The following is a 15,469-nucleotide window of genomic DNA, read 5'->3' as shown; positions in this document are numbered from 1 at the left end:
CAGGCCTAGGACTCGGCAGCGGCCGCGCGGTGCCGGCGGTGGTACGACACGGTGACCGCCGCCAACAGCGGGCCCCAGGCGACCGCCGGCAGGTAGAGGAAGCCGACCGTCAGGTGCCCGAGCGGGGTCATGTTCGGGTGCGGCACCGCCCACCACGCGGCGAACGGCGTCCAGAGCACGATCAGCCCGGCCGCGCCGAGCGAGGCCGCGATGACGACGGCGCGCGGGTTGACCGGGCGCCCGCCGAGGAGCGGGATCCACCGCGGCGGCACCGTGCCCCACGGCCGGACCAGGCCGAGGGTGAGCAGGGCCAGCGCCTCGGTGAGCAGGCTCAGGGCGACCGGCCAGACCGCGCCCCAGCCGGTGAAGCCCACCGCGTGGTAGCCCGCGTCGGTGTAGCCGCCGTGCCAGCCCAGGACCAGCCCGAGCCGCCACAGCCCGGCCGGCAGGGCGGTGACCGCGGCGATCCGCGCGGCGCGGACGGCCCAGCGGGGCGGGGCGGGGACGGCGGCGGTGAGCTGAGACGTTGTCATGCGTCCACCCTGTCGCCCGGGCCGCACCTGCCGCGTCCGTCCGCCGACGGGCTTCGGCCGGACCCCCTCCCTCCGGCGGGGGAGTCCGGCTCAGCCCGCCGGTCGAGCGGTGGTGTCGGGCCGCTGAGCCGTCGAGCCGTCGGGCCGGGTCAGCGCAGCCGCGAGGAGGACAGGATCGATGCCAGGTGCGCCACCACCATGCCCCAGGTGATCACCGTGATCCCGGCGAGCGCCGCCCGCGTCGCGTCCAGGTGGCCGAGCCCGGCGTCCACGGCGGCCGCCGCCAGCAGCACCAGGGAGGCCTCGATGCCGTTGGTCACCCGGTGGATCTTGAAGATCGAGGCGAGCCGACGGGCCGTCGCGATGCCCTGGGAGCGCGGCTGGGTCGACTCCTCGTCCGCCGGCGGCTGCCCGCTGCGGGCGCGGGCCACGTCGACCAGGTCCGTCGAGGCCTTCAGCAGCACCACGCCCAGCGCGGCCGCCAGGCCCGCCGACACCCACAGCTCCGAGCCGCCGCGCGCCGCCCGCACGCCCGCGCCGATCATCAGCGCTGCGTCCGCCAGATAGGCGCCGAGCCGGTCCACGTACACCCCGGCCATGCTGAACTGGCGCTTCCAGCGCGCCACTTCGCCGTCCACGCAGTCGAACAGCAGGAACAGCTGGAACAGCACCGCCGCCAGCGCCGCGCCGGCCAGGCCCGGGATCAGCAGGGCCGCACCGCCGCCGACCCCGCACACCACCATCACCCAGGTCAGGGTGTTCGGCGAGACCGAGGTCCGTACCAGCTGCCGGGTGGTGCGCAGCGAGATCGCCCGCATGTACATCCGGCCCGCCCAGTGCTCGCCGTTGCGGCTCTGCAGCTTGGCCTGCGGCTGGCACACCTCGCGCAACTCGGCGAGCGCCGGAGCAGCCACCATGACGACATCCCTCCACCTGTCCCGTAACGATCACCACAGGCTACGGCCTCCGGAGCACTGCTTTGACCAGCCCGTTCGACGGTGAACAGGAGAGCGGACAGGACGGTGCGGAGGAGATGGGAAGGGCAGTGGAGGAGGCGGTGACGAGCCGGTGACCGGCGGAAAAACGGTGGGCCGACCGAAGCCCCCCGGGCTAGGCTGCGCGGGTCCACCGGAACCGGAACCCCCGGGCCCGATCGCCCGCTCCCGCAAGCCGGTTGACGCGGTCCGACGCGGCCCCGGGGCGGAACGAGGAGCGCAGAAACCATGGTGACCACGGGCACCGCCCCGCACAGCCCCGACCTGGCCCGACTCCTGGACGACCACCGGCCGCAGGGCCCGGCGGAGACCGCCGACCTCGCCCGGGTCCGCACCCGGGCCGACGCCCCCGACGCGTGGGACCGCAGCACCCCGCTGCACTTCACCGGCTCCGCGCTGATCGTCCACCCGCCGACCCGCCGCGTCCTGCTGCGCTGGCACGTCCGCCAGCAGGCCTGGCTGCAGGTCGGCGGCCACGGCGACCCGGGGGAGAGCCTGCCGCTGGACATCGCGCTGCGCGAGGGCCTGGAGGAGACCGGCCTGACCGACCTCACCCCCTGGCCGGACGCCGCCCTCGTCCACCTCGCCGTGGTGCCCGTCCCGGCCTCGCCCGTCGAGCCCGCCCACGAGCACGCCGACCTGCGCTTCCTGCTCGCCACCGACACCCCGGACGACGCCCGCCCGGAGAACCCGGCCTCCCCGCTGGAGTGGTTGAGCATCGAGGAGGCCAAGCAGCGGACCACCGAGGAGAACTTCCGCGAGACCCTCGACCGGGCCGCCCGTCTGCTCGCCTGAACCCCTTCCCGCCTGCCCGAAGGAACCCGATGCACACCGACCAGACCCTCATCTTCGACGCCGACGACACGCTCTGGGAGAACAACGTCCTCTTCGAGCGGGTCATCGACGGCTTCCTGGACTGGGTCTGTGCCCCGGCCGAGCGGGAAGCCACCCGGGCCCTGCTCGACCGGATCGAGGCCGCCAACGCCGCCGCCCTCGGCTACGGCGCCGCCGTCTTCCGGCAGAGCCTCGCCGACTGCCTGGGGCACCTGGCCGGGGACCGCACCCCCGCCGCCGCCGACCTGGCCCGGATCGACGAGCTGCTCACCCCGCTCACCGACCGCGGCGCGATCGAGCTGATCCCGGGCGTCGCCGACACCCTGACCGCCCTCGCCGGGCGGCACCACCTGCTGCTGCTCACCAAGGGCGACCAGGACGAGCAGCAGGCCAAGGTGGCGGCCTCCACCATCGACCACCACTTCCGCGGCATCCACATCGTGGCCGAGAAGTCGGTGGACACCTACCGGCAGCTCAGCGCCGAGCTCGGCCTCGACCCCGAGCGGACCTGGATGATCGGCAACTCGCCCAAGTCCGACATCGCCCCCGCCCGCCGGGCCGGGCTGCGCACCGTGTTCATCCCGCACGAGCACACCTGGGTGCTGGAGCACGAGGAACTCGGCCCGGACGAGGCGACGCTGCAGCTCACGGCCTTCCCGGAGCTGCTGCGCCACTTCTGAGGTGCGCCACTCCTGAGCTGCGCCACTTCTGAGCCAGACCGCTGAGTCGGACCGCTGAGCTGGACCGCTGGGCTAGACCGCGAGCGCGGTCGCCGGGACCGGCGCCCCGCCCCGGTACAGCCAGGCCCGCTCGGAGGCCGACCACGCACTCGTGGTCAGCAGGTAGAGCGCGGCGGCCACCGGCACCAGCATCGCGAACAGCACCGAGATGAAGGACAGGTACGGCAGCAACGACGCCCCCGGCTGCGGGGTGGTCTGCGCGGCCGCCGCACGCCGGGCCCGGCGGTAGTTGACGTACCCGACCGCCGCCAGCCCGGCGTACAGCAGCCCGAACACGGCGAACTGCCCGGCCCCGTGCGCGTTCCCGACGTGCAGACCCAGCGGCACCCCGAACAGGGTGCGGTCCAGCAGGTCGTTCGGGGTGGTGAAGAGCCGGTACATCACCGAGAAGAACGGGATCTGGATCAGCATCGGCAGGCAGCCCGCGAACGGCGAGACCTGCTCCTTCCGGTACAGCTCCGCGAGTGCCTCGCGCGCCTTCTCCGGGTTGTTCTTGTGCTTCTTGTTCAGCTCGGCGACCTTCGGCGCGAGCTTCGAACGGGCCTTCTCCCCACGCGCCGCCGCCCGCGCCAGCGGGTGCAGGCAGAGCCGTACGGCGAGGACGAACAGGACGATCGCCAGTGCGGTCGGCAGGACGTGGGCGATGGCGGAGACCACGGCGTGGGCGACGGTGACGGCCGGGTCGAGAACAGACAGAACGGACATGGTGAAGCGAGCCCTCCGGGGTCTCAGGACATGAGTGATCGGCGGAGGACGGCCGCGAAAAACGTACGGGGAGCCGTACGGAGGAACTGCGGAGCTACGCGGCCGCCGGGGCCGCCCCCGGCGCCCTGGGGCGTCGCCTGCCCCGGGCGTCCGGATCACGCTGCGGAAGGAATGCGGTACGGAACGCCCGCCGTCGCAGCACCCCGCTGCGCACCGCGGCCGGGGCTCGTGCCCCCAGCAGTCGCGCCCCGGCGAAGGCCCCCGCGACCGCCCCGGCCACCAGGACCATGGCCGCCACGGCGGCGACCGACGCCAGCGCGCCGCCGTCGGTCATCAGCTGTCCGGTCAACACCCGGAGCAGGCCCAGCAGCATCGCGACGACACCCACGGCCCGCCCCCTCTCGATGTGTCCCGGCTCCTGACGTTCAGCAGGACGATCCTACGACCTGCCGGGTTCCCGCAGTGCCGTGCGAGGTGTAGCCGACGGTGCTACACGGGGCTACCGTGGATCCCATGAAGACGATTACCCAGCGGGAGTTCCGGAACAACTCCGCCGCGGTGATGGACGCGGTGGAGGCGGGGGAGACCTTCCACATCACCAGGAACGGGGTCGAGGTCGCGGAGCTGCGGCCGGTGTCCGGGCGACGGCGGCTCACGGCGGAGGAGCTGGTGGCGCGGCACGTGAAGCTGCCGCGGGTGGACTACCAGCAGATGCGCAAGGAGGCCGACGAGTACTTCGGGCCCGAGGAGCTGGTGGGGGACGAGGGCGACGACCCGTTCGAGCGGCGGCGTGGCTGAGCGCCGGAGGGCATCCCGGCGACGGCCGGCCGGGGTGCTGGACACCTGCGTCTACATCGACCTGGCCCTGCTGAGCCCCGCCGACCTGCCGGCCGTGCCGGAGCTGACCGCGATCACCTTCGCCGAGCTGCAGCAGGGCGTCTCGATGGCGCGGGACCCGATCAGTCGGGCGGCCCGGCTGGAGGTGCTGGGCGCGGCGATGGCCGACTTCGACCCGCTGCCCTTCGACGCGGCCGCCGCCGCCCGCTACGGGACCCTGGTCACCCTCACCATCGCCGCCGGACGGCAGCCGCGGCCGCGCCGGATAGACCTGATGATCGCCGCCGTCGCCTCCGCCCACGGGTTGCCGCTGTACACCCGCAACGTGGCGGACTTCCGGGGGCTGGGCTCGGCGGTGGAGATCATCGGGCTCTGAGCGCGGCCGGTCCGTCGCACTCGACCTCCTCCGCCAGGGCCGCCGCGTACCGCAGGGCCTCCTGCCGGGTCCGGCAGCGCCGCAGCACCAGGTTGACGGCCGGCCGTCAGCCCAGCCGGACCGTCGTCCCCGTCGCCGCGGAGGCCCGGGCGGCCTCCAGGGCGGTGAGGGTGGCCACCGCGTCGCGCGGGTCGACCGGGGGCGGGGTGCCGGGGGTGGCCAGGGCGGCGGCGATGCCGGCGTAGAAGGCGGGGTAGTCGCCCGGGTCGGTCGGCAGGGAGATCGGGGACTCGTCGGTGCCCAGGGTGCCGTACTGCTCGGGCCGGTCGGCGCCCCACGGGTGGGTGCCGTCCGGGCGCAGGCCCGCCCGCAGGTCGGCCTCCTGGGGGTCCATGCCGTTCTTGACGTACCCGGCGGTGTCGCCGAGCACCCGCAGCCGGGGGCCGATCAGCGGGGTGACGGCGCTGGTCCACAGGTGCGAGCGGGTGCCGGAGACGTGGGTGAGGGCGAGGAAGGCGTCGTCGTCCACCACCGCGCCGTCGCGGCGCACGTCGATCTCCGCGTACACCGTCTCGACCGGCCCGAACAGCGTCAGCGCCTGGTCGACCAGGTGGCTGCCCAGGTCGTACAGGGTGCCGCCGACCTCGGCCGGGTCTGCCAGCTCGCGCCAGCCGGGCTTGGGCTTGGGGCGGAAGCGCTCGAAGCGGGACTCGAAGCGGTGCACCCGGCCGAGTGCGCCGCCGCGCACCAACCGGCTCGCGGTCAGGAAGTCGCCGTCCCAGCGCCGGTTCTGGAAGACCGAGAGCAGGGTGCCCCGGGCCTCGGCGAGCCGGCACAGCTCCAGCGCCTGGGCGGCGGTGGCGGCCAGCGGCTTGTCCACCACGGTGGCCAGGCCCGCCTGCAGCGCGGCGCGGGCCAGCGGGGCGTGGGTGCGGTTGGGGGAGGCGATGACGACCAGGTCCAGCGCGTCCCGGTCGGCCAGCAACTGCTCGGGGGTGTCGACGGCGCGGGCGTCGGGGTGCTCGCGGCGCAGCTGCTCGCGGCGTTCGGGATTGGCCGTGACCACGGCGTCCAGCCGCAGCCCCGGCGTGGTCGCGATGAGCGGGGCGTGGAAGGCGGAGCCGGCCAGGCCGTAGCCGATCAGGCCGACCCGCAGCGTTCGATCGGGCGGTCGGTGGAAGGTCGTCTGCGGGTTCATGCGGCCTACTCAATCACGAGCCGCCCGGTTGCTCCCGGTATCCGCCGGGCGATCGTCACATCCCGTCCAGCGGGACATCCTGTCCCCGGCCACCTGCGCGGATTAGGCTGTGCCGCGTCAGGGCCCCACGCAAGACGCTGCAACACTTCGGGAGACACGCACGTGGCAGACCGCAAGCCCATCGAGTCCTGGCTGACCGACATGGACGGTGTCCTCATCCACGAGGGCACGCCGATACCCGGGGCGGAGGAGTTCCTGCGCAGGCTGCGGGAGTCCGGCAAGCCCTTCCTGGTGCTCACCAACAACTCGATCTACACCCCGCGCGACCTCAGCGCCCGCCTGGCCGGCATGGGCCTGGAGGTGCCCGAGGAGTGCATCTGGACCTCCGCCTTGGCCACCGCGAAGTTCCTCAAGAGCCAGCGCCCGAACGGCACCGCGTACGTGATCGGCGAGGCCGGGCTCACCACCGCGCTCTACCAGGCCGGTTACGTCCTGACCGACAACAACCCCGACTACGTGGTCCTCGGCGAGACCCGGACCTACTCCTTCGAGGCGCTCACCAAGGCGATCCGCCTGATCAACCAGGGCGCCCGGTTCATCTGCACCAACCCGGACGAGACCGGCCCCTCCCCCGAGGGCGTGCTGCCGGCCACCGGCTCGGTCGCGGCCCTGATCACCAAGGCGACCGGCGTCGATCCGTACTTCGTCGGCAAGCCCAACCCGCTGATGATGCGCGAAGCGCTGAACACCGCGGGCGCCCACTCGGAGACCGCCGTGATGATCGGCGACCGGATGGACACCGACATCGTCGCGGGCATGGAGGCCGGCATGGAGACCATCCTGGTGCTCACCGGCCTGACCTCCGCCGCCGACGTGGAGCGCTTCCCGTACCGGCCGACCCGGGTGGTCGAGTCGATCGCGGACCTGGTCGAGCTGGTCTAGCCTCTGCGGTGCTGTCGCGAGCCCCGTCCCGGCCGAGCGCCGGGGCGGGGCCGCTCCGTTTCACGGGGTTCGTTTTCCGCGGTTCGTTTCCGTGGTTCGTTTCCGTGGGTTGTTTTCGCGGGTTGCTTGCCCGCGTTGTTTCACGGGTTCGTTGTTCGTGGTGCCTGGTCGGGTTCGTGGGGCCGGTCGGGTTCGTAGGGTCGGGGAGGCAGGGCGCGGATGAGTACGACGGGGGAAACGGAGGGGCCGGGCGAGAAGCGGGTCACCTGGGCGGAGCTCTACTTCGACCTGGTCTTCGTCTTCGCGATCACCCAGGTGTCCGGGCTGCTGCACCACCAGCACGACCTCACCGGCCTGGTCCGGGCACTGGTGGTGTTCGTGCCGGTGTACTGGTGCTGGGTCGGTACCACCGTGCAGGCCAACATCCGGGACGTGGAGAACCCGCGCGACCGCCTCGGCATCCTGCTGGTCGGCCTGGCCGGGCTGTTCATGGCGCTCGCCATCCCGGCCGCGTACGGCCGGCGCGGGCTGCTGCTCGGCGCCGCGTACTGGCTGGCCCGGGTGGTGCTGCTGCTCCTGCTGGTCCGCCTCCCGGGCGTCTGGAGCGGACCGTACGGTGCGGGCGTGCTGGTCAGCGGGCCGCTGCTGCTCGCGGGCGGGCTGCTGTCGGACGGGCCGCGGCTGGCGCTGTGGGCGGCCGCCGCGCTCTGCGACCTGGCCGCGCCGCTGGTGTTCCGGCGACGGCTCGCGACGGTGACGTACCACCCGGCGCACATGCCGGAGCGGTTCGCGCTGTTCCTGCTGGTGGCGCTCGGCGAGTCGATCGTCGGGATCGGGGCCTCGGCGGCCGGCGCCCGGCTGGACGCGGCCGAACTCACCGCGGTGGCCGCCGCGTTCACCATCTCGGCGGGCCTGTGGTGGCAGTACTTCGTGTTCGCGGCGGACGCGATGCGGCACGCCGTGGAGGTCGCCGACTCCCGGCGGGACGTGGTCCGGCGGATCTTCCAGTACGGGCACCTGGCGCTGGCCGCCGGGGTGATCGGGGTGGCGGTCGGCTTCGAGGAGACGGTCGCGGACCCGTGGCAGACGCTCGGCGCCGGGTCGGTGGCGCTGCTGTACGGCGGATGCGGGCTGTACCTGCTGACCTTCGGCTACACCCGCTGGATGATGTTCCGCCAGGTCTCGACCACCCGGATCGTCGCCGCGGTGGTGGTGTTGGGACTGCTGCCCGCGATGGTGCGGCTGCCGGCACTGGCGGTGCTGGTGACCCTGGCGGGGCTGCTGGTCCTGCTCAACGCGGTGGAGCACGTCCGGGTGGTGCGGGCGGCCGCCGATGCCGGGGCAGCCGGGGCGGCTCCTGTGGAGTGAGCTGTCGGTGGGGCTGTGTAGCGTTCGGGGTGTAAGAGGGCAGGCGGCGCAGCAGCCGCGGTGTGGGAGGTAGATGTCGTGACGGACACGGTCGAGGCGGGCGTGGTCGAGGCCGGCGCGGGCGGCGGGCTGGAGCTGCCCGAGTCCTGGCGCGAGGTGCTCGGCGCCGAGACGGAGAAGCCGTACTTCGCGGAGCTGGCGGCCTTCGTGGCGGCCCAGCGCGCGGAGCACGAGGTGTTCCCGCCGAGCGGCCAGGAGTTCGCCGCTCTGGAGGCCACTCCGTACGACAAGGTCCGGGTGCTCGTCCTCGGCCAGGACCCGTACCACGACAACGGCCAGGCCCACGGCATGAGCTTCTCGGTGCTGCCGGGCACCAAGACGCCGCCCTCGCTGCGCAATATCTTCAAGGAGCTGGACGCCGACCTGGGCATCCCCGCCCCGGACAACGGCTACCTGATGCACTGGGCCGAGCAGGGCGTGCTGCTGCTCAACGCGGTGCTCACGGTCCGCGCCCACGAGGCCAACTCGCACAAGGCGAAGGGCTGGGAGAAGTTCACCGACGCGGTGATCAAGGCGGTGAGCGCGCGCGAGGAGCCGGTGGTCTTCGTGCTGTGGGGCAACTACGCCAAGAAGAAGCTGCCGCTGATCGACACCGAGAAGCACGTGGTGGTGCAGGGCGCGCACCCGTCGCCGCTGTCCGCCAAGATGTTCTTCGGCAGCCGTCCGTTCTCGCAGATCAACGCGGCGCTGGACGGCTTCGGCGGCGAGCCGATCGACTGGCAGGTGCCGGACCTGAAGCAGGGCTGACCGCAGGGTCGGCGGCCGGGCTGGGGTCGGACTGAGCCCGGGCCGGTGCGGGGCTGAGGCTCGGTGGCCGTGGGCGGACGGGATCGGATTCCCGTTCGCCCGCGGTCACTTGTCGTTCACCGCTGTTGACCGTCTGTCGGGGCCGGGTGTGCTTAGCTGGTGCCGACCGGTCGCCGGACCGGTCCGGGGGCGGAGCCGGCTCGAAGGGGCGGTACGTGCGCGGGGTGGGACGGACAGGAACGATTCGGTGGGCCGCGCTGGTCGCGGGTCTGACAGTGCTCTCGGCCTCCGGCTGCAGCGGCTCGGACACCGGCACGGCGAAGACCACCCCCAGCGTCGCGGTGCCCAGCGCGACGGTTGAACCCGGCGGCCTGGACCAGCTCCCCGGCCAGGCCTTCTACGTCTCCGACCAGACCAACGCCGCCCGGCAGGTCGCCACGTTGCGCGACCAGGGCCGCACGGCGGAGGCCGACACCCTGCTGCGGATCGCCGGCCAACCCTCCTCCCAGTGGCTCGGCGAGGAGGGTGCCCAGCAGATCGCCGAACAGGTGAGTCGCCGGGCCGCCGAGGCGAGCCGGACGGCCGTCTTCGTCGCCTACGACATCCCGCACCGCGACTGCGGCCAGTACTCGGCCGGCGGCGCCCCCGACGCGGCCACCTACCGGAGCTGGATCACCGGCGTCGCGCAGGCCCTCGGCGATCGCAAGGCCTGGGTCGTCCTGGAGCCGGACGCCGTCGCGCACACCCTGGACAACTGCGGGATCAAGGGCGACCTGGCCGCCGAGCGGTACGGCCTGCTGGCCTTCGCCGTCCAGGAGTTGAAGAAGCGTCCGAACGTCCGGGTCTACCTGGACGCGGGCAACCCGGGCTGGTCACAGGACCCGGACGACATGGCCACCGCCCTGCGCAAGTCCGGCATCGCGGCGGCGGACGGCTTCGCGGTGAACGTCGCCAACTTCTACCCCACCGACCGGAACGTCGCGTACGGCAACCGACTCTCCGCCGCCCTGGGCGGGAAGCACTTCGTCATCGACACCAGCCGCAGCGGCAACGGCGCGCTGGGCGCCGACTCCTGGTGCAACCCGCCCGGCCGGGCGCTCGGCGAGCCGCCGACCACCGAGACCGGGCGGCCGAATGTGGACGCCTACCTGTGGATCAAGAACCCGGGGGAGTCCGACGGCGAGTGCGGCCGCGGCGAGCCCCGGGCGGGCGAGTTCTGGCTGCCGTACGCGCTGGGGCTGGCCCAGGCGACGCGTTGACCCGCTCGGTCGTTGACCCGCTCCCGGCCGCCGGGTGGCCGGCTACGCGGTGACCCGGACCCAGTGGGCGACCGACGGCGTGCCGGCGGCGTCCGTCAGGAACAGCATGTACCAGCCGGGCGGCAGCAGGTTGGGGTTGGTCGGGAGGGTGAGCGAGACCCCGTCGGCGGTGCGCCCGGCGATGTCCAGGGCCACCGAGCGCTGCTCGACGTCGGTCACATGGGTCACCGAACTCGGCCGGATCAGCTTGGCGGTGGTCACCCCGTCCGGTCGGGAGGTGCCGACCTTGAGGGTGCCGCCGAGCTTCGCCGCCTCCGGTCCGGCCGTCACCTCCGGGCGGTCACCGTGGTACAGGTACGGCGGGGTGTAGATCTCGATCCGCTGTTCGAAACCGCCCGGCTGGGTCTCGGCCTTGTCCGCGAACAGCGGGTTGGAGCCCAGCACGGCGACCCGGCCGTCCGGCAGCAGCAGCGCCTCGGAGTGGTAGTCGCGGCCGACGGTCGGCTCGGCGGCGGTCGTGAAGCTGTTGGAATCCGGGTGGTACACCTGCGCCTTGAGCAGGTCGCTGTCCTTCCGGCCGCGGTAGCCGCTGGAGCCGCCGGTGGTGAACACGGTGTCGTCCGGCAGGACCACGCTGTTGAGGTAGCGGGTGCCGCCGGCCGGCAGGTCCGGGCCCGGGGTGAAGGACGGCTTGGCGGCGGAGAGGTCGGCGATGTCGGTGCGGGCCGTGGACAGCGGTGACTCGCCGACCCCGCCGCCGCCCAGCACCATGACCTTCTGCGCCTGCGCGGGCGGCAGCAGCACCGAGGAGGAGGTCTCGGTCAGGCCCGGGTCGCGCAGGCCGGGGACGGGCTGGAAGCCGTTGTTCGACAGATCCCAGACGCCGGGCTCGCGCCCCTTCTCGGCGGGTCCGTACCCGGCGTTGGAGCCGGAGTAGAAGAGCTTGCCGGAGGCCGTCAGGAAGATCGACGGGTAGGTCGGGAAGTACCGGTCGGGGGCCTTGGCCCAGGTCTTGTTCTTGGGGTCGTAGACCTCGTTGTCGTTTCCGTTGAGGATCTGCCCGGTGTCGTCCAGCCCGGAGACGGTGATCACCCGGCCGTCGCCCAGCCCGGTCAGCGTCGGGTACCAGCGGGCGTGCGCCATGTCGGTGACCTGCTCGTAGAGCTCGGTGTCCGGGTTGAACTCGAAGGCGGAGCGGATGCCCTGGTACTCCTGCTTGTCCAGGGTCATCTTCTCGCTCTGCCCGTACAGGTTGTGCGCGTCGGTGCCGGTCAGGCCCTTGATCCGGTACTGGGCCGGGGAGTTGGTCACGTAGTCCGGGCCCTCGCCGACCGCCTCGACGAACACGTGCTGCTCGCCGGCGGTGACCGTGGTCTGCTTGCCGGAGCCGGTCTTGGTCGCGGCGGGGACGGTCACCGGGACGGTGGTGGCGTACTCGCGGCCGTTCGGGGCGACGAAGACGGTGCCCTTGGGGAAGGCGCGGTCGCGCTCCGGGCTCTCGTTGCGCACCCGCATCACGCCGGCCGCCCTCTTCACCGTGCCGTCCAGCTTCTCGTACCGCTGGGTGCCGCCGGCCACCAGCACCCGGCCGTCCGGGAGGGAGGTGTGGCCGCCGCAGAACATGTCGGCGGGGGTGGGTATCAGCTTGTAGGTGTTCTTGGCCGGGTCCCAGAGCAGGCTCTTGAAGCTGCCGGCGTTGAACTGCTTCTCGTCGTTGCCGGAACCGGCCACGATCAGCACCTTGCCGCTGCGCAGCAGGGTGGCGTGGACGGCGTTGACCCGGAACTCGGCGGGCAGCGAGAGGGTCTGCCAGTGGCCGTACTGCGCTTTGTACTCGGGCCGGTTGATCACGTAGTCGTGGTACCGGTCGCTGGCGAAGCCGAGGACGGCCGGGGCGTTCATCCCCGCGACGGTCAGCGCGACGGTGCTGCCGAGGGCGAAGCGCTTGGTGCGGCCGGTCTTGTGGATCTTCACGATGGTTGGTCCCCTCGGAAGGCGGTGGGGGGCTGGCTCAGTGGATGGAGGTGCCGCTCTCGGCGTGGTCGGGCGCGTGGCCGGGTGCGCGGTCGGCGGCGTGGCCGGGTGCGCGATCGTCCGGCGGGAGGAGGCGGAGCGAGACCGTCGGGGTGTCGGGCGCGGCCAGGCGGAGCGTGAGGGTCGGGCTGTCGAGCGCCTCGGCCGGAGCCGGTGCTGCTGCCGGGGTCGTCGCCGGTGCCGCCGCCGGTGCTGTGCGGGGGCCGCGGGCGTGGCGCGGGTTGCGCTTCTCCAGGACGACCTTGGGGGTCGCGGCCGGGCCGCCGGTCACGGTGAGGGTCGCGGTGGGCCGGGTCCGGCGGCGGCGGACGGCGTCGCCGACCAGGATCAGGACCGGCAGCAGGGTCAGCGCCAGGGCGATGCAGGCCCAGGTCCGCATCGCGACGTGGTCGTAGCCGGTGTAGTAGGAGGCGGTGACGGCAGCGCCGAACACCAGCGTCCAGAACAGGTGGAACCGGAAGGTGCCGAGCCGGTCGGCGCTGGCCTCACGACCCTTGGGCGTCACCACGAAGCGGCTGCGGCGGCGCACCAGCGCCTGCAGCAGCGAGGCTGCGTAGATCGGGCCGCAGAGCGCCGACATCACCATGCCCGCGACCCCGGAGGAGCCGGCCGGCTCGTGCGGGCTCACGTTGTGCTTGCGGTTCCAGGTGTAGAGCAGGAGTTGGAGCGCGGCGGCGTCGCTGTAGAGCATCATCCAGATCTCCGAGGAGACGTGGACGCCGGAGGCGCCGAAGCCCAGGTAGAGCACGCTGGAGACCCCGCCGAGCAGCCAGGTGAGTGCCGCCATCGGGTAGAAGCCCACCATCAGCGAGTAGTTGAGCAGTCGGCCGGGCGACAGCCGCCACATGACCCGCCAGTACTGGGTGAGCAGGGTCTCGTAGGTGCCGCGGCTCCAGCGCAGTTGCTGGGAGAAGAAGTCGGTCCAGGAGGACGGGCCTTCGCCCACCGCGAGCACGTCCGGGGTGTACACGGACTTCCAGCGTTCCCCGGACTCCGGGTTTCGGCTCCGGTGGAACTCCAGGCCGGTCGCCATGTCCTCGGTGATGGAGTCGTACAGCCCGCCGATCGACTGGAGGGCGCGGATTCTGACGGCGTTGTTGGTGCCGACGAACATCGGCGCGCCGTAACGGTTTCCGGCTCGTTGGATGAGGGCGTGGAAGAGGTACTGCTGGCTCTCGCTGAACTTGGTGACGGCGGAACCCGAGCTCCGGTAGTTCCCGTACACCTGGGGGCCGACCACGAATGCCACGTCGGGATCGCGGAAGTAGCCGAGCATCCGCTCGCAGAAGTCGGGCAGCGGAACGTGGTCGGTGTCGACGGACACCCAGAAGTCGTAGTCGTCGCCGTGCGCCTGGAGCCAGGCGTTGTAGTTGCCGTGCTTGGTTTTGGCGCGGAACCGGCCCTTCGGCTGGTTCCAGTGCGGCCGGCCGGAGCGACTGAAGTGGTGCACGCCCAGCTCGGCGCAGAGGGCGCGCATTGCAGGATCGTTTCCCTCGTCCAACAGCCAGACGTCGTAAGGGCCTTCGTGCCGCACCGAACGGGCCGCGACCAGCGTGGCCCGGACCATCTCCGGCGGCTCCTTGCCCGGCACGCAGGTGGTGAGGAAGGCGACCCGGGTGCCCGACTCCGGCGTCACGGGTATCGGATCACGGGCGACCAGGGTCGCGTGGGTGTTGGACATGACGTTGACCAGCCGGAACACCTCGACCACAGCGATGATCCCGATCATCACCTTGTCCCCGAGCAGCACCAGGGTGTTCGTCTCGTCCGGGCGCTGCGGCCAGTGCTCCGGCAGCAGCAGCCAGACCAGGAGGATCGCCTCCACCAGCGGGGCAGCCGTCAGCAGCAGCGCGGCCCGGATCCGGTGCGGCTCGTGGCGCAGCAGGCTGCGGTACTGGACACGGTAGGGAGCGGTGGCTCCCGCGGGCTTCGGGTCGCTGCCCGGCTTCGGGCGGTAGACGCCGCCGCCGAGCTCCCGGTCCCCGTCCGGATCGACCGCCGGGCCGGCGAGGCGGCTGAAGTGGCCGTAGTCGTACGGGGCTTCGGGCGCCGGCGCGGTGCGCAGGGCCGCCTCGTCGAACTGCTCGATGTCCTGGTTGCGCCCGTTCCGGTCGTGGTCGTCCAGACTGTCCCCGTCCCGACCGTGCCCGTCCCGACCGTGCCCGTGGCGGGCCGTTCCGTCGCCCTTTCGTCGCGAGAACGGCATGGTCATAGTTGCTCCCCCCGGAGTATTGCGTCTTGCTTTGCTCGGCGGTGCCTGCGCCTCGCCCCGAAGCCGCCCGGGCAGAACGCGGCCCGGTGAACTGCGGGCAATCCGACAGTTTCCGGGCCGTCCAACGCATGGAGTCCAGCTCATGGACTGTGTGCGACCGGTTCAGTTGTGAGTCTGCGCCTGGTCTGCGCGGCGGCTTCGAATGTGGGATCCCGGTGCGCTGTCCAGCTTCCCCTCCGGGTGCACAGGACCCTTGGCTCGCTCAACTCTCCCGGAGCGTACGGGTGAGCGCAACCGCTCGGAGAAATGATCACCGCGCAAGCGTGAAGATGCTACGGTTCCCGGCCACTGTGGCTGGCGTTGGTGCTAGGGCAGCGGATTCGACACTGCGGCGGCGGGGCGATGCCACCGCTGGTATGCGAACGGCCGGATCGCTTCCGGGGTGGCCCTCTGAAGGCGATCCGGCCGGCGCCGCAGCCGTGGCGGCCACCGCCACGGGCGGATGCGGACCCGTATCGGCGGGCCACACCCGGACGTCCGGAGGGCGGTGTCGGAGCAGCGGTATGGCGACCGGAGCCACATCCCGACGGGCTGGTACGTCGCCCGGGCACATGTCGCCGTTCCCACCG

The 15,469-nt window shown here is 72.4% G+C and carries 15 protein-coding genes; 8 read left to right on the top strand and 7 right to left on the bottom strand.

The features are described 5' to 3' along the window. Nucleotides 1-5: 5 nt before the first annotated feature. Together ACH4E7_RS18805 and ACH4E7_RS18800 are read right to left on the bottom strand one after the other, a co-directional pair. Entirely contained in the window at nucleotides 6-533 is a 528-nt protein-coding gene (locus ACH4E7_RS18805) for a hypothetical protein (RefSeq protein ID WP_396250137.1), read from the bottom strand. Between the two features lie 149 nt (nucleotides 534-682). Then, nucleotides 683-1,450 (bottom strand): CDP-alcohol phosphatidyltransferase family protein, encoded by a 768-nt coding sequence (locus tag ACH4E7_RS18800; protein WP_396250136.1) that lies wholly within the window; start codon nucleotides 1,448-1,450, stop codon nucleotides 683-685. A 306-nt stretch (nucleotides 1,451-1,756) separates the two neighbouring features. Here ACH4E7_RS18800 and ACH4E7_RS18795 point away from each other — a divergent pair, with 306 nt between their 5' ends. After that, nucleotides 1,757-2,323, top strand: a complete 567-nt coding sequence (locus ACH4E7_RS18795) for an NUDIX hydrolase (protein ID WP_396250135.1) — start codon at nucleotides 1,757-1,759, stop codon at nucleotides 2,321-2,323. A 29-nt stretch (nucleotides 2,324-2,352) separates the two neighbouring features. Then, a complete protein-coding gene (locus ACH4E7_RS18790; RefSeq protein ID WP_396250134.1) occupies nucleotides 2,353-3,042 on the top strand; it encodes an HAD family hydrolase in 690 nt (229 codons plus the stop codon). 72 nt (nucleotides 3,043-3,114) lie between these two features. Here the strand turns inward: ACH4E7_RS18790 and ACH4E7_RS18785 are convergent, their stop codons facing one another. Together ACH4E7_RS18785 and ACH4E7_RS18780 are read right to left on the bottom strand one after the other, a co-directional pair. After that, nucleotides 3,115-3,807 (bottom strand): YidC/Oxa1 family membrane protein insertase, encoded by a 693-nt coding sequence (locus ACH4E7_RS18785; protein WP_396250133.1) that lies wholly within the window; start codon nucleotides 3,805-3,807, stop codon nucleotides 3,115-3,117. A 94-nt stretch (nucleotides 3,808-3,901) separates the two neighbouring features. After that, a complete protein-coding gene (locus ACH4E7_RS18780; RefSeq protein ID WP_396250132.1) occupies nucleotides 3,902-4,195 on the bottom strand; it encodes a DUF6412 domain-containing protein in 294 nt (97 codons plus the stop codon). 125 nt (nucleotides 4,196-4,320) lie between these two features. Between ACH4E7_RS18780 and ACH4E7_RS18775 the strand changes: the two genes are divergently transcribed. Both ACH4E7_RS18775 and ACH4E7_RS18770 read left to right on the top strand, forming a co-directional pair. After that, nucleotides 4,321-4,605, top strand: coding sequence for a type II toxin-antitoxin system Phd/YefM family antitoxin (locus tag ACH4E7_RS18775; protein WP_396250131.1), 285 nt, complete (start codon nucleotides 4,321-4,323; stop codon nucleotides 4,603-4,605). Beyond that, on the top strand, nucleotides 4,598-5,020 hold the full coding sequence (locus ACH4E7_RS18770) for a type II toxin-antitoxin system VapC family toxin (RefSeq protein ID WP_355671923.1): 423 nt from the start codon (nucleotides 4,598-4,600) through the stop codon (nucleotides 5,018-5,020). Before ACH4E7_RS18775 ends, ACH4E7_RS18770 begins: the two co-directional genes overlap by 8 nt. A 106-nt stretch (nucleotides 5,021-5,126) precedes the next feature. Here the strand turns inward: ACH4E7_RS18770 and ACH4E7_RS18765 are convergent, their stop codons facing one another. Continuing rightward, nucleotides 5,127-6,218 carry a Gfo/Idh/MocA family oxidoreductase gene (locus ACH4E7_RS18765; RefSeq protein WP_396250130.1) on the bottom strand — a complete coding sequence of 364 codons (1,092 nt, stop codon included), beginning with the start codon at nucleotides 6,216-6,218 and terminating at the stop codon, nucleotides 5,127-5,129. 162 nt (nucleotides 6,219-6,380) lie between these two features. Here ACH4E7_RS18765 and ACH4E7_RS18760 point away from each other — a divergent pair, with 162 nt between their 5' ends. From ACH4E7_RS18760 to ACH4E7_RS18745, 4 genes are all read left to right on the top strand, one after another. Next, a complete protein-coding gene (locus ACH4E7_RS18760) occupies nucleotides 6,381-7,160 on the top strand; it encodes an HAD-IIA family hydrolase (RefSeq protein ID WP_396250129.1) in 780 nt (259 codons plus the stop codon). Nucleotides 7,161-7,379: 219 nt separating this feature from the next. Beyond that, nucleotides 7,380-8,528 carry a low temperature requirement protein A gene (locus ACH4E7_RS18755; protein WP_396250128.1) on the top strand — a complete coding sequence of 383 codons (1,149 nt, stop codon included), beginning with the start codon at nucleotides 7,380-7,382 and terminating at the stop codon, nucleotides 8,526-8,528. 129 nt (nucleotides 8,529-8,657) lie between these two features. Next, a complete protein-coding gene (locus ACH4E7_RS18750) occupies nucleotides 8,658-9,335 on the top strand; it encodes a uracil-DNA glycosylase (RefSeq protein WP_396250262.1) in 678 nt (225 codons plus the stop codon). A 269-nt stretch (nucleotides 9,336-9,604) separates the two neighbouring features. Beyond that, nucleotides 9,605-10,594 (top strand): glycoside hydrolase family 6 protein, encoded by a 990-nt coding sequence (locus tag ACH4E7_RS18745; RefSeq protein WP_396250261.1) that lies wholly within the window; start codon nucleotides 9,605-9,607, stop codon nucleotides 10,592-10,594. Between the two features lie 42 nt (nucleotides 10,595-10,636). Here the strand turns inward: ACH4E7_RS18745 and ACH4E7_RS18740 are convergent, their stop codons facing one another. After that, nucleotides 10,637-12,568 (bottom strand): galactose oxidase-like domain-containing protein, encoded by a 1,932-nt coding sequence (locus ACH4E7_RS18740; protein WP_396250127.1) that lies wholly within the window; start codon nucleotides 12,566-12,568, stop codon nucleotides 10,637-10,639. 37 nt (nucleotides 12,569-12,605) lie between these two features. Further along, nucleotides 12,606-14,840, bottom strand: coding sequence for a glycosyltransferase family 2 protein (locus ACH4E7_RS18735; RefSeq protein ID WP_396250126.1), 2,235 nt, complete (start codon nucleotides 14,838-14,840; stop codon nucleotides 12,606-12,608). Nucleotides 14,841-15,469 lie beyond the last annotated feature (629 nt).

The organism is Kitasatospora sp. NPDC018058 (assembly GCF_044327205.1).
Lineage (GTDB): Bacteria > Actinomycetota > Actinomycetes > Streptomycetales > Streptomycetaceae > Kitasatospora.
Note: the sequence above shows the minus strand (reverse complement) of the source record. Positions and strands in the feature narration are given on the sequence as shown.